Origin of the sequence: Bacillus infantis, assembly GCF_050107595.1 — a bacterium.
Lineage (GTDB): Bacteria > Bacillota > Bacilli > Bacillales > Cytobacillaceae > Bacillus_AB > Bacillus_AB infantis_C.
Genome location: NZ_JBNILH010000005.1, coordinates 74,890 through 86,825 on the forward strand (window position 1 = coordinate 74,890; position 11,936 = coordinate 86,825).

The 11,936-nt window shown below is 44.3% G+C and carries 17 protein-coding genes; 8 read left to right on the top strand and 9 right to left on the bottom strand.

The window, feature by feature from the left end; all coding sequences use genetic code 11:
• Nucleotides 1-47: 47 nt before the first annotated feature.
• Nucleotides 48-881 carry a manganese catalase gene (locus ACQCVH_RS12010; RefSeq protein WP_426835912.1) on the top strand — a complete coding sequence of 278 codons (834 nt, stop codon included), beginning with the start codon at nt 48-50 and terminating at the stop codon, nt 879-881.
• 188 nt (nt 882-1,069) lie between these two features.
• Here ACQCVH_RS12010 and ACQCVH_RS12015 read toward each other — a convergent pair whose 3' ends face one another.
• Nucleotides 1,070-1,204 (bottom strand): hypothetical protein, encoded by a 135-nt coding sequence (locus ACQCVH_RS12015; protein ID WP_426835913.1) that lies wholly within the window; start codon nt 1,202-1,204, stop codon nt 1,070-1,072.
• On the opposite strand from ACQCVH_RS12015, the gene ACQCVH_RS12020 reads away from it, so the two are divergent.
• Nucleotides 1,195-1,470 (top strand): cold-inducible protein YdjO-related protein, encoded by a 276-nt coding sequence (locus ACQCVH_RS12020; RefSeq protein WP_426835914.1) that lies wholly within the window; start codon nt 1,195-1,197, stop codon nt 1,468-1,470. The two genes, ACQCVH_RS12015 and ACQCVH_RS12020, sit on opposite strands and share 10 nt — an antisense overlap.
• A 418-nt stretch (nt 1,471-1,888) precedes the next feature.
• Here the strand turns inward: ACQCVH_RS12020 and ACQCVH_RS12025 are convergent, their stop codons facing one another.
• Nucleotides 1,889-2,125: a transcriptional regulator SplA domain-containing protein gene (locus ACQCVH_RS12025; RefSeq protein ID WP_009793826.1), complete on the bottom strand. Its 237-nt coding sequence runs from the start codon at nt 2,123-2,125 to the stop codon at nt 1,889-1,891.
• 14 nt (nt 2,126-2,139) lie between these two features.
• Complete coding sequence (locus tag ACQCVH_RS12030; protein WP_426836165.1) at nt 2,140-2,331, bottom strand: hypothetical protein; 192 nt, start codon at nt 2,329-2,331, stop codon at nt 2,140-2,142.
• A 147-nt stretch (nt 2,332-2,478) separates the two neighbouring features.
• Between ACQCVH_RS12030 and ACQCVH_RS12035 the strand changes: the two genes are divergently transcribed.
• Nucleotides 2,479-3,729, top strand: a complete 1,251-nt coding sequence (locus ACQCVH_RS12035) for an erythromycin esterase family protein (protein WP_426835915.1) — start codon at nt 2,479-2,481, stop codon at nt 3,727-3,729.
• 37 nt (nt 3,730-3,766) lie between these two features.
• Here the strand turns inward: ACQCVH_RS12035 and pepF are convergent, their stop codons facing one another.
• A complete protein-coding gene (gene pepF / locus ACQCVH_RS12040; protein ID WP_426835916.1) occupies nt 3,767-5,584 on the bottom strand; it encodes an oligoendopeptidase F in 1,818 nt (605 codons plus the stop codon).
• A gap of 146 nt (nt 5,585-5,730) precedes the next feature.
• Nucleotides 5,731-5,865, bottom strand: coding sequence for a protein YhfH (gene yhfH / locus ACQCVH_RS12045; RefSeq protein WP_426835917.1), 135 nt, complete (start codon nt 5,863-5,865; stop codon nt 5,731-5,733).
• 274 nt (nt 5,866-6,139) lie between these two features.
• Between yhfH and ACQCVH_RS12050 the strand changes: the two genes are divergently transcribed.
• On the top strand, nt 6,140-6,985 hold the full coding sequence (locus tag ACQCVH_RS12050; RefSeq protein WP_426835918.1) for a 3D domain-containing protein: 846 nt from the start codon (nt 6,140-6,142) through the stop codon (nt 6,983-6,985).
• Nucleotides 6,986-7,032: 47 nt separating this feature from the next.
• Here the strand turns inward: ACQCVH_RS12050 and ACQCVH_RS12055 are convergent, their stop codons facing one another.
• A complete protein-coding gene (locus tag ACQCVH_RS12055) occupies nt 7,033-7,587 on the bottom strand; it encodes a hypothetical protein (protein ID WP_426835919.1) in 555 nt (184 codons plus the stop codon).
• Between the two features lie 252 nt (nt 7,588-7,839).
• Here ACQCVH_RS12055 and ACQCVH_RS12060 point away from each other — a divergent pair, with 252 nt between their 5' ends.
• Nucleotides 7,840-8,259 carry a hypothetical protein gene (locus ACQCVH_RS12060; protein WP_426835920.1) on the top strand — a complete coding sequence of 140 codons (420 nt, stop codon included), beginning with the start codon at nt 7,840-7,842 and terminating at the stop codon, nt 8,257-8,259.
• A 31-nt stretch (nt 8,260-8,290) separates the two neighbouring features.
• Here ACQCVH_RS12060 and ACQCVH_RS12065 read toward each other — a convergent pair whose 3' ends face one another.
• Nucleotides 8,291-8,494: a DUF2188 domain-containing protein gene (locus tag ACQCVH_RS12065; RefSeq protein ID WP_165352535.1), complete on the bottom strand. Its 204-nt coding sequence runs from the start codon at nt 8,492-8,494 to the stop codon at nt 8,291-8,293.
• Nucleotides 8,495-8,605: 111 nt separating this feature from the next.
• Here ACQCVH_RS12065 and ACQCVH_RS12070 point away from each other — a divergent pair, with 111 nt between their 5' ends.
• The 3 genes from ACQCVH_RS12070 (at nt 8,606) to ACQCVH_RS12080 (ending at nt 9,678) form a co-directional block, all read left to right on the top strand.
• Complete coding sequence (locus ACQCVH_RS12070) at nt 8,606-8,752, top strand: hypothetical protein (protein WP_426836166.1); 147 nt, start codon at nt 8,606-8,608, stop codon at nt 8,750-8,752.
• Between the two features lie 70 nt (nt 8,753-8,822).
• The gene (locus ACQCVH_RS12075) at nt 8,823-8,969 is read left to right on the top strand and encodes a lmo0937 family membrane protein (RefSeq protein WP_426835921.1); all 147 of its coding nucleotides are present in this window, start codon (nt 8,823-8,825) and stop codon (nt 8,967-8,969) included.
• A 211-nt stretch (nt 8,970-9,180) separates the two neighbouring features.
• Nucleotides 9,181-9,678: a hypothetical protein gene (locus ACQCVH_RS12080; RefSeq protein ID WP_426835922.1), complete on the top strand. Its 498-nt coding sequence runs from the start codon at nt 9,181-9,183 to the stop codon at nt 9,676-9,678.
• A 68-nt stretch (nt 9,679-9,746) separates the two neighbouring features.
• Here the strand turns inward: ACQCVH_RS12080 and ACQCVH_RS12085 are convergent, their stop codons facing one another.
• Both ACQCVH_RS12085 and ACQCVH_RS12090 read right to left on the bottom strand, forming a co-directional pair.
• A complete protein-coding gene (locus tag ACQCVH_RS12085) occupies nt 9,747-10,649 on the bottom strand; it encodes an aldo/keto reductase (RefSeq protein ID WP_426835923.1) in 903 nt (300 codons plus the stop codon).
• Between the two features lie 53 nt (nt 10,650-10,702).
• Nucleotides 10,703-11,665 (bottom strand): 3'-5' exonuclease, encoded by a 963-nt coding sequence (locus ACQCVH_RS12090; RefSeq protein WP_426835924.1) that lies wholly within the window; start codon nt 11,663-11,665, stop codon nt 10,703-10,705.
• Nucleotides 11,666-11,936: the final 271 nt, after the last annotated feature.

Sequence of the window (11,936 nt, forward strand, 5' to 3'; positions counted from 1 at the left end):
AAGGCTTATCCAGCCGAACTAAATTACACCTGTTGAGGAGGAGTTTTATGTTTTATCATGTGAAAGAACTGCAATTTGAAGCAAGGCCGGAACGGCCAGATCCGTTGTTTGCCAAGAAGCTGCAAGAGCTGATCGGCGGGCAGTATGGAGAAATGACCGTGGCCATGCAATATATGTTCCAGGGATGGGCTACCCGCGGAAATGAAAAGTACAGGGACCTGCTTTTGGATATAGGGACAGAAGAAATCGGGCATGTTGAAATGCTAGCGACCATGGTTGCACGCCTGCTCGATAACGCACCTGTCAAGGATCAGGAAGATGCAGCAAAAGATCCTGTCATTGGTGCGGTCCTCGGAGGAATGAATCCACAGCACGCGATTGTAAGCGGACTTGGTGCCCGCCCGAGCGACAGTGTCGGTAATCCGTGGATGGGCAGCTATACCATTGCGAGCGGCAACCTGCTGGCTGACTTCAGGGCCAACCTGAATGCTGAATCCCAGGGGCGCCTGCAGGCAGTACGTCTATACGAAATGTCCGATGACGCAGGAGTTAAAGATTTGCTTTCTACCCTCATTGCCAGGGATTCTTACCACCAGAATCAATGGATGGCAGCGATTGCTGAACTGGAGGAAAAAGAAGGCATCATTGCACCAAGCACATTCCCTCGCGAGCTCGAGAAAAAGGATATTGCTTATAAGCTATATAATCTTTCTGAAGGCCAGGAAAGCGGGGCAGGACGCTGGGCAAGCGGACCTGCACTTGATGGCCAGGGAGAATATGAATATGTTGCAGATCCAAAACCGAATGCAGAGAAGCCATTCCTGAACCCGGCTCCTAAAAGTCTCCACAATACGCTGCCGGAAGACCTGAAAAATCAATAAAGAAGGATCATGGCCCGGAGCACACTGCTCCGGGCTTTTCTGCATGCGAAAGGAAGGGGAGCAGTGACTCACTTTTTCCGCCTGAGCTGAGAAGGCTCAGCCGGAGAAACACCTATTATTCCGAGCCATACCGCCTGCATCTGGCTGTGGATGCTGGATTGAAAAATAACAGCACCCAGTTAAGGCTGTTATCTATCCCTGCTCTGGTGCTTTTCTGCCAGCTGCCTTTTGACTTCGTTGTATGACAGTCCTGAGGCTGCATTTTTCTTCTTTACTTCTTCAATATCAGTTCCTGCAGCGGTATATCTTTTATTTGACTCCAAGCTTATTCCTCCAGTTCTTTTTATTTTACAGGTTAAAAAGGCAGAACCTGCACATACTAGAAAAAAAGGAGGCGGTTCCTATTTTTTTCAACAAGAGAGCACAAGAAGAAAAGCCAGAAGACATCTTGATGGATACTGAAGTATACTCCTGCGCCGGCGAATCCTGCAATGGGTGGATGAGGAAGGATTTCGCATCCGATGACCTATTATGCCCCCTTTGCGGAACAGGCATGACTGCTGAAATAAGAGAGCTCCCTAAGATTTGATGCTGCACGCTTAATAGGAAGAAGCCTGAACCTTATCAGGCTTCTTTTTGTTAGCATCGCGCAGAGTTCTAAGCTTGTGTTCCTTCTTGAGCGAGCGCACTCCGCTTTTCTATCTGTCCAACTACGGCGGCTAGAACCTCGAGTCATAAGCCACTTTGGAACCGAAGGCAAAGAACGCCTTCTATTCCAAAGCGTCTTATGCTGGGCCCGCAGGACGCGGGTCATGCAGGCGTTGCCACAGGACGTGGCGTCTTTAGCCTGCGTTCCTTAATTCTGAACAGTGCCTGCGCTTTTCTTTCTGTCTAGCTCCAAAGCCTAGACCCTCGAGTCATAAGCCACTTTGGAACCGAAGGCAAAGAACGCCTTCAATTCCAAAGCGTCTTATGCTTGTCGCACCTGAACAGTCGCCTCCGCTTTTCTATTCATAATGTTCTTCAAATGCTTTTTCTGCGGCGGCTTGTGAGGTGAATAGGGCGTCGTCGTCTTCGATTACGTGAAAGGTTTCGTTTAGGAATAGGGCATACGCGTTAGGATCTTTGGGATGCTGGACGATTTCCGCTGCCCGGATATTTGAGACGGTAGGGGTATGGGGGTTGTTATATATGACAAATACCTCGTCCCCGGCTTTTACTTCTTTAGGATTGATCATATCCATATTGGCATTCTCCTTTATAAGTTCTCGTTTTGCTGTCCGATTTCGCCTGCTGCTATGATGCCATTGGCCGTTTCCAGTGATTCATGCTCATTGACAGAGTCTCCAGGTGTATTTCTTTCGTTTATCCCGCGAGCATCAGTGTCTATTGTCATTTCAGGCTCGTAGGGTGCAAAATTCTTAGGGTCTTCTGTTTTTTTCTCCTGCAAGTATATCCCCTCCTTTTTTTCGAACCTTCTATTTAAAAGTTTTTCCTGATGTATCTCCACTATGCATTACGACCAAATTAAAGCAGAGGCTTTTGGATGGGTACAGCCGGGAATACGAATACCAGATAGGAAAAGAGGAGGCAGGGAATGTTTAAAAATGATCCAGAAAGAATAATTTCAGATATCCAGGCGCACAGCATAAGGATTAATGATTTCAATGATCTAGATGCAGCAGCAGAGGCTGCCGGCAGCGCCCAATTCGTCCTTCTCGGGGAAGCTTCCCATGGAACTTCTGAATTTTATACCTGGAGGGCAGAGCTGACGAAGAAGCTTATCGGACAATACGGCTTCAAGGCTGTCTGTGTAGAGGGGGACTGGCCCTCATGTTTTGAGGTTAACAGCTATATTAAGTCGTATAATCAGCGCCTGCCTCAGGATGTCTTGAAAGCAGCATTTAACAGATGGCCGGAATGGATGTGGGCCAATCAGGAGATCCAGGATTTTATCGAATGGCTCAGGGATTATAATGAGCAGGCAAAAGAATATATGATTGGCTTTTACGGTTTGGATGTCTACAGTTTATGGGAGTCAATGGAGGAAATCATCCAGCATCTTGAAAAAGACAGCTCCATTGACGCAGAAGCTGCCAAAAAAGCCTTTTCATGTTTTGAGCCTTATTACAGGAATCCTGAGGACTATGCGGTGTCATCAGGCTTTTATGGAGAATCGTGCGAGGAAGAAGTAATGGCGCTGCTGCTTAATATACGAAGAGACTTGGCAAAATACCCTCCCCAAAATGAAACGGCGCTTAACCTTTCAGTCAACAGCCTTGTTGCCCTTCATGCAGAAAGTTATTACCGGTCAATGGTAAAAGGCGGCGCTGAGGACTGGAACATCAGGGACAGGCATATGGTCAGTGCAGTTGAGGAAATCATTAAATATTATGGTGAAGATACAAAGATCGTCATCTGGGAGCATAATACGCATATCGGTGATGCCAGAGCGACTGATATGAAAATGCATGGGATGACAAATGTCGGCCAGATTCTCAGGGAGAGGTATGCCGGTAAAGTATTTGCGCTCGGTCTGGGAACATACGATGGGACCGTGATTGCCGGACGCAGCTGGGGGAAGAGAAGGGAAGTGATGCTTCTGCCTCCTGCAGCAGAAGGGAGCTGGGAGGATTTGCTTCACCAGGCAGGTGCACATAATAAACTAATTCTCTTTAACAGCGAAAATCGCAGCCTATTTCAAGAAACGATTGGACACAGAGCGGTGGGAGTTGTATATAATCCGGAATTTGAACTAAATGGAAATTACGTACCTTCACAGATTTCTGACCGGTATGATGGGTTTCTTTTCATTGACCGCACTTCTGCTTTAAGACCGCTTGACTAAAGAGGGTGAGCCTGAAACAGGCTCACCCTTTGTTACATTATTGATAGCTGTCAGCCAGTTCATCAACAAGAGAACCGACAAAAGAAACGGCTTTCCGGATTGAATCGGGCTTGCTCATATCAACGCCCGCATCCTTGATAAGCTCAAGCGGCTTTTTCGTTCCTCCGGCCTTCAATACATTGATCCACTGATCAACGGCAGGCTGCCCTTCTTCCTTGATCCTTTGTGCAACAGCAGTTGATACAGTCAATCCCGCAGAGTAAGTATAAGGATATAGACCCATGTAGTAATGAGGCTGCCTCATCCATGTCAGGCTTGCACCTTCATCGATTTCAACTGAACTGCCCCAGAAGTCTTCAAGCACCTGTTTCTTCTCTCTGCATAATAAAGCAGCCGTCAAGGGCACCCCTTGCTCAGCCAAAGCATAGACCCTTCTCTGATACCTTCCTTCCAGCAGGTGCGTAACAAAGTTATGATAATAGGTTCCAAGGAGCTGAAGGATGACCCAGCGCTTCATCCGCGGATCTTCTGTACCTTCCAGAAGATGCTGGCCCAGCAGAAGCTCATTGATCGTCGATGGCGCTTCAACAAAGTAAGTAGAGGGACGGGTATTCATGATCCGCTGATTTTTATTTGCCAGGTAGAAATGGCCTGCATGGCCTAATTCATGGGCCAGTACGAATGCTCCGCGCATTGTATCTGTCCATGTGATCAGGATATAAGGGTGAGAACCGTATGGGCTTGAGCAGAACGCACCTGTCGACTTGCCGATATTGTCAGCAAGGTCGACCCATCTGTCCTCAAGGCCTTTTTTCATTATTTCTGTATACTCAGGCCCCATCACCTGAAGAGCTTCCAGGATGACTTCACTTGCAGACTCATAGGTGGTGGCCGGGTTGAATTCAGGGTCAAGCGGAGCTTTTAGGTCAGCAAATGTCATCTTATCAAGGCGAAGTACCGTCTTTTTCAGTTCAGCATATTTGCGCATGATAGGGGCCAATTCTTCCCCGATGATATCAAGCTGATTATGGTACATTTCCTCTGTAACCTGCTGAGGCTCCAGCAGCATTTCTGTTGCAGATTCATACTTTCTAGCCCGGGAAAGAACCACCTGTCTTTTCACTTCCGCCGAATAGGCGGCAGCAAACGTGTTCTTATACTGCTTCAGCGTATCAGTGAAAGATTCATAAGCTGCTCTTCTTGTATGTGTATCAGGCGAAAATTCATACCGGTCTTCAAACAGGGCAAAAGAATTTGGCAGTACATTGCCCTCCTTGTCCTCAAATGAAGCGAACTGCATATCTGCCAGCTTGCTGTTCTGATAAACCTGATATGGAGATGCATGGACCTCGCCAAGTGAGGCAAGGACTTCCTCAGTCTCTGGGCTGAGCTTATGTTTTTTGGTTTCAAGAAGCTCTTCAAGATTCTTTCTGAATGCTTCCAGCTCCGGCTGTTCTTTTATGTACTTCTCAAGCATCCCGTCTTCAAAAGCCAGGATTTCCGATTCAATGAAGGAAAGGGCGGAATTTACTTTTGCACGGAGCGAAGCTGCCAGGGAAGCGTTGGACTGATTGTCAGGATCAGATCCATCTTCAGATTGGCGGAGGGAAGCATAGGTTCCGGCCTGGACCATCCGGATTGAATAAGCTTCCTGTGCCAGGAGGCATTCTTTCAGGACAGCAGAGTCGCCGGCAAGCCTGCCTTTATATAAATCAAACTGGGCCAGGTCGGCTTCAAGGCTTTTAAGCTCACTCTTCCAGCTTTCTTCAGTTGAAAACAAATCATTCAAATCCCATGTAATAGCCTCAGGGACCTCTGAGCGTGCGAGTCTTTTAACAAGTGTTTTTTCAGTCATTTATAAAGACCTCCTTTATATAAATCGGGAAAATGTTTCGGTACCCTAAGTAAATTATACTTCATCGGAAGGCTTTTTCATATCATTTATCTAAATATTTTTAATTTTTGCCGCAAAAAAAAACGGGCTCAGCCCGTTTCCGAATGCTATTCATGTTTTTTAGCCAGGCATCTGTCGCATTCCTGCAAGTAGAATTCTGCCTGCTCTTCCATATGCTCGCCGCATTCCGGACATTCCTTCTTCGGAAGCGTCCTGAAAAATTCAACCGGGTTCTTAATCAATGATAATTCCTCCTTTTATAGTACAATTAAATTTATTTATTTCTGTTATAATACAGTATACATTCAGTTACGTTATTTGTGAAGGGAATTATCAAATAATTTTAGAATTTTCCACCTCCGACAAAAATTAGGAGAAAATTCGAGAAGCGAAATATTGCTGTTAACTGCTTGTCATGAACGTAAAGGATTTATTATCTGCCTGTTCTTTTTCTCAGATTTTTTCATGCTATGATAGATTCCGTTAGCGAGAAATAGCTATCAGGAGGTTATCAGAATGAAAAAACATATCTTATCTTTAGTAGCGGCAGCAGCCATGGCCGGATCTGCCGGAGCCAATGCACAAGCAGATGAAATTTCCGTGAAAAAGGGAGATACCCTTTGGGGGCTTTCCCAAAAATATGAAGTAACAATAAATGATATCAAGCAGTGGAATGATTTATCTTCAGACATGATCAGAGCAGAAACCACTCTTTCTATTTTTCCAGAAAAAAAATACATAATTAAATCCGGGGATACGCTTTGGAATATCAGCAGGAACTACAGTGTTTCCGTTAGCGATTTAATGCACTGGAACAATCTTTCTTCAGAGCTGGTCTATCCTGATCAGGTTCTGGTCATCCATCCAAAAGGAAGCACAGAGGTAAAACAGGCATCACCAGCGCGTAAAGAACAGGCACAGACTGAAAAACAGCAGGCCGTGCAAGCTGCAGAAAAGTCTTCTGCTCCTGAGAAAACAGCTCCAGCTGAGTCTAAGCCAGCTGAAAGTAAAGCATCTGTAAATGCCCAGCCAGCTCCCGAAGCCAGTGCACCTGTCAAGCAGGAAGAGGATGGCAAGGAAATCACCGTTACAGCAACCGCCTATACTGCCAGCTGTGAGGGCTGTTCAGGCGTCACATCTACGGGAATTGATTTAAATGCTAATCCAGATCAGAAAGTCATATCGGTAGATCCCAATGTCATTCCTCTAGGCTCAAAGGTATATGTTGAAGGTTATGGCAATGCAATTGCTGGAGATACAGGCGGCAGCATTAAAGGTAATAAAATTGATGTCTTTATCTCGACCAAAGAAGAAGCAATCAAGTTTGGCAGACAGACTTTGACTGTCAGGATACTTGATTAATATAGTGACTAAAAAAGAGGCCGATACACCATTCGGCCTCTTTCCTTTTATCCAATTGTTTTTTCACCTTCCTCTTTTTCCATCTGTTTATCTTTAATCACGAAACGCTGTACAGGCTGTGTCAGCTTATAAAAACGGTCTTCAAGAAAACTGCTGACAGCTGCAAATCGATCCTGCATGACTGAACGCAGTTCTTCGTAATGCCTGCCCAGTTTCTGAAGCAGATCTTCCTGCTTATCAAGACGTTCCATAATGGTCAAATGGGTCATTTCATGCAAATTTGCGAGAGAATCCACTTTATTCTTCAAATCTTCCTGCTCTTCTAAAAGTACATGAGGCTGAAGCAGATTATCTATCTTTCGGGATAGTTCCAGCATCATTGCTTCCTGTATGATTTGCTGATCATTCCATTTTTCCTGGGCAGCCGCTTTTTGCTCCACTGTTTCTGCCAGCTGCAGGTGATGATTTTCCATCAGATCCAGACGCTGCGGAATCCTCGAGCCAGCTTCCTCCTGCTGCATCATACTTTCTTTCAGCTTTTTTACATAAGCTGCCTCAAACTCAGCAAGATGCTTCGAATGCCGTTCTGCTGCAGCGAGCATATCTTTTTTAACAGATTCTATTGATCGTGTGACAGCCTTTCTGAATAAACTGTCTTTGTAAATTTCCTGATTCCCGAGGGCCGAATTCTTCAGGTTATCAGTGAATAAGATGGGGGGCTTTCCTGAATTATGATGGGTGCTGATAGGGCACAGCTCCTTTCTGGTTTTGCGTTATCCTATGTAATGATTGCAGAAAAGCTGCAAATAATAGGCAGGTGACACAGAAGGGGTAGAACAGACCGGGAGGCAGATATGGACATATTTTCGTTTGATGAAGGCAGTAAGGCAGACATTGCAGGAACCATCATGATTTCACCGAAAGAAAGATCTTTCTGGCTGGCATTTTGCACCTTCAATATCCACTGGAGAGGGGAAGTGATCCAAACCAGAGATGATATTCTTATAGGCGAGAGGGAACAGCTGAAAAGGGAGTACAGCATCTTCCATGATCTTTATCAGCAGCTTTTGATGCAGCTGCCCTGGAATGATGCACCAGGTCTGAAAATGAATCTGAAGCTTGACGAAGGGCTGCTTCATTTAGTCTTTACGGAAATGGACACATTCAGGGAGTATTGCGGGGAAGCTGGAGACACGGAAGGGGAAGAGCTCTGCAGCTCTTACCGAATACTTTTGGAGTCACTGATCGAAGAGGGCTTAAACAGCAAAAGGTAAGCCCAGCCTGTACAGGCTGGGCTTTTAAATTTTATTGAAATAACTTTTCGTCGATGACCTCATGATTATCGTCCATAACGGTCACCTTGCTCGGCTTATTATCTTTAGCCATCTTTTCAGCTTCTTCCACTGCTGCAGAACGGCTGCCGAACTGGGCTGCAGGTGCTGCATCTTCAAGCTTTACCAGCCAGAGGTTTTCATCCTTATTAGGTACAACTGAGTATTCTTTAATCATATAAAAAACTCCTTTCATCTTATTAATAGTTTTTTTCCCTTTCCGAACTGTGCTAAACCGGAATATGATCTCTTTAAACGGAGATAGTAACATTAAAAGGGAGTGATCAAATTGTCTGAGGATAGGAAAGAACCGACAATGGCACCGGGTATTGATGACAATGAGGAACTGAACCAGGATGCCTCAGCACAGGAAAGGCAGAAAGGCGAATATACGAATGTAACAACATTAATTCTGGATGAAGCTGATCCCAGCTGATATATCGTGTGTTTATGCTAAAGCATCAAAGGGTACTTAGATGGTACCATGATTTGAAAGGAAGATAACCATGCTGAAATTTATCATAGGGGCACTTCTAGTGCTCTGGCTGCTTGGCTTCATTTTTAAAATCGCAGGGGGGATCATTCACATTCTCCTCGTGATTGCTGCTGTTCTGCTCATTATCAATCTTGTTAAAGGAAGAAGAACCAGCTAGCTTAGACCTCCAGGGGGAGGTCTTTTTTTTATAAATAAAAAAGCAAATATTTCGCCTATTCATAATATTTAAAAATTATTTAAAAATATCTTTTTGTTTCGACTTTCGAACGAAAAGGGGTTGAAAAAAGTATGAAAACTAGGTAAATTATAAATTGTCAGTAAATAATCTAATTTTTAAAAAAGGGTCAACAGAAAAAGGAGAGAGAGAAATGAAAAAATTTATGGCATTATTAATGGCTTCACTTATGACTGCGGGCCTGGCAGCGTGTTCAGAAGACACGTCTAAAGAGGCTGATACCGAAAAGGATACCTCAGCAGCCGAGACTGAAACAGCTGATCAGGCTGACGCCAGCAAAGAACAAAAATCTGCGCTTCTAAGCTATCAATCAGAAGTCACAAAGCTGATCCGCAGTACTGAGGCATCTTTAGCAGAAGAGGGCAAAGATCCGGCAGAAGCAGCTTCTGCTTTCGAACCTGGCCTGGACGGAATCGAAATTCCGGAAGAATTGAGCGACTATTCCGCGGATATCGAAGGAGCATCTGAAAACCTCGTTCAATATTTCACAAAAAAAGGCGAGCTTCTTAAGGCCGGTTCAGAGGACATGGCTGAAGCAGAGACATTTAAAGAAGATTATATCACTGGCATGACAAAGGTTTTTGAGGGTGTTGATATTTCCACTCCAGCTTTCAAAGGTATGTTCCAATAAACATATTGATATTTTTGCAGCATCAGAAAGGCCGGTCCACTTTTGTGGCCGGTCTTTCTGTCTGTCAGTTATGGTACATCATGACCCATGGAGCTTTGAAGAATTTCAAACCATTGATGGTTGTCCAGCTTCAGTTTCAGGCTGTTAATTGCTTTTTCTATTCTGTGCTTTTTGCCGGATCCAATGATCGGCATAATCCGCGCCGGATGGTTCAGAAGCCAAGCATAGAGGACTTCATCAATATCACTGGCTCCTGTTTCCACTGCTATATTTTTCAAGGTATCCTGAAGCCTTTGTGCCCTTTCATCCTGAACCGAGAAAATCTTTCCTCCTGCGAGGGGTGACCAGGCCATAGGTGCAATCCTTTTTTCCTGGCAATGATTGAGTGTACCGTCTTCAAAATTTTCAAGTTGGTAAGCTGAAAGCTCAATCTGGTTTGTGACCAGCTGAAATGGCAGGTAAGATTGAAGCATATCGAATTGGTGATTTTTGAAGTTGGAAACGCCAAAATTCCTGACTTTTCCAGCATTCTTCAGTTCAATAAACGCCTGTGCGGTCTGTTCAGGATCCATGAAAGGATCAGGACGATGGATAAGCAATGCATCCAGGTAGTCTGTCCCTAAATTCTTTAAGGAATGATTGACTGACTCTATTATATGCTCACGGCTGGTATTATAGTGGTGGGACTTATGATGCAGCCTATTGGGTGATTGGAGGACAATCCCGCATTTAGTAACAAGCTCCATCTTTTCTCTCAATTCAGGCTTTAGAGCCAGTGCTCTCCCAAACAGATTCTCGCATGTGTAGCCTCCATAAATATCGGCATGGTCAAAGGTAGTGATGCCCATCTCCAGGCAGTATTCAATTAATGATAACGTTTCTTCGTCTGTCTGATCCCAGTCAGCAAGCCTCCATAACCCATGGATAATCCTGGAAAATGATAGATCCGCGTTAAGTTTTATTCTTTCCATTCTATACAGCTCCTCATCATGAAGTAAAGTTAATCAATATGTATCGGAAAGCCTTAAACGGCTTGCCGGTCTTGCCCATCAACGGAGGCCCTCGCCAAGAGAATCTTCCTGTAGGAAAAATTCTCTTCATCCAGAATCAGAATTCTGGACGAATAGGTGATATGCTCCAGGTAATTTTTCTTTAGACCTTCGTAAAAAAGGATAAAATCTTTAGCATCTTTCCGAAGTTCTTCATTAAAGATGCCGGAAGTGCTGCCAGCGACATTTTTATATCTCTTGCATATTCTTTTCGCTTTTTTGACAAGCTGCTGTGCTTCCTTCATTTTGTAGATCCATTGCAGACTGGAAAAAAACTCTTCCATATCCTTGGCAAACTGGCTTTTCACCTCATCATTGATCTGATCCAAGCTGAGTGTTTTCCCCGGCAGAATGAATCTTTCAGCCATAATTTTTTCAGTGAGCTGGGGATTCCGCTCAAAAGCAAAAAATATGCGCAATGTATTGTAGGAGTCGAACATCGGATTATGCGTTTCACCAACAAAATCCAGTCCATATAGTCCCAGGGCATTTTCAACAGAGGGTGTATTATTAGCCGCACGGTTTGAGAACACTTCCTGGAAGTCGACATATCTGGAATTAATTTTTTCAATCGTGGCAGCCGGGATCCCATGTCTGGCTGCATCAGCATTCAGACGGGACAGATCACTTTTTGACCAAGAATAGAATCTGGTTTTCTTTACTCCATTCACCCAGTAAAGAAAGGTGGTAAATACATCAGCAAATCCGTCTGCATCCCGAAGATCCTTATCTTCAATGCCAGTCAGCTTTTTGCAGAACATACTGAGCGGCTTATGATTTTCCGGCTTTATATATTCATCGAAAAATGAAAGCTCCTCTGTAACCAGATCATATTTCACTGCACCGAGCCTGATTGCCTCCATATCTTCAAACAGCATCCCTTTGTTCGAACAGAGCATCTCAAAGTCAAAAAAAACATATTGCGTCAGTTCAGCCATTTTACACCCTCCTTTCCTAACAGTTCATTATAGTTGAATTCACGGCTTTAGGAAAGGAAATATTTTTCCATATGCACCCGAATTCTAATTTTTGGGGCTGTATGCTATACTCCGCAGTTGATATCGGGCACTTTCAGCCAGACTTCAGCACAGTTGAACGAATGTGTAACATTAGTTTACAGTAGTTCAAGCAATTCAGAATCAGCACTTTGCACAAACAGAGTTTAATGAACGTTCTGCTGTGAAGAACCGCATTTAAGATGAATGTTCT

What these genes read in the sequence shown, in the direction of transcription:
- ACQCVH_RS12010 (WP_426835912.1), top strand. Translation starts at nt 48, where the DNA reads ATGTTTTATCATGTGAAAGAACTGCAATTTGAAGCAAGGCCGGAACGG.
- ACQCVH_RS12025 (WP_009793826.1), bottom strand. Translation starts at nt 2,125, where the DNA reads ATGGATATGATCAATCCTAAAGAAGTAAAAGCCGGGGACGAGGTATTT.
- ACQCVH_RS12035 (WP_426835915.1), top strand. Translation starts at nt 2,479, where the DNA reads ATGTTTAAAAATGATCCAGAAAGAATAATTTCAGATATCCAGGCGCAC.
- pepF (WP_426835916.1), bottom strand. Translation starts at nt 5,584, where the DNA reads ATGACTGAAAAAACACTTGTTAAAAGACTCGCACGCTCAGAGGTCCCT.
- ACQCVH_RS12050 (WP_426835918.1), top strand. Translation starts at nt 6,140, where the DNA reads ATGAAAAAACATATCTTATCTTTAGTAGCGGCAGCAGCCATGGCCGGA.
- ACQCVH_RS12055 (WP_426835919.1), bottom strand. Translation starts at nt 7,587, where the DNA reads ATGCTCGCTGCAGCAGAACGGCATTCGAAGCATCTTGCTGAGTTTGAG.
- ACQCVH_RS12060 (WP_426835920.1), top strand. Translation starts at nt 7,840, where the DNA reads ATGGACATATTTTCGTTTGATGAAGGCAGTAAGGCAGACATTGCAGGA.
- ACQCVH_RS12065 (WP_165352535.1), bottom strand. Translation starts at nt 8,494, where the DNA reads ATGATTAAAGAATACTCAGTTGTACCTAATAAGGATGAAAACCTCTGG.
- ACQCVH_RS12075 (WP_426835921.1), top strand. Translation starts at nt 8,823, where the DNA reads ATGCTGAAATTTATCATAGGGGCACTTCTAGTGCTCTGGCTGCTTGGC.
- ACQCVH_RS12080 (WP_426835922.1), top strand. Translation starts at nt 9,181, where the DNA reads ATGAAAAAATTTATGGCATTATTAATGGCTTCACTTATGACTGCGGGC.
- ACQCVH_RS12085 (WP_426835923.1), bottom strand. Translation starts at nt 10,649, where the DNA reads ATGGAAAGAATAAAACTTAACGCGGATCTATCATTTTCCAGGATTATC.
- ACQCVH_RS12090 (WP_426835924.1), bottom strand. Translation starts at nt 11,665, where the DNA reads ATGGCTGAACTGACGCAATATGTTTTTTTTGACTTTGAGATGCTCTGT.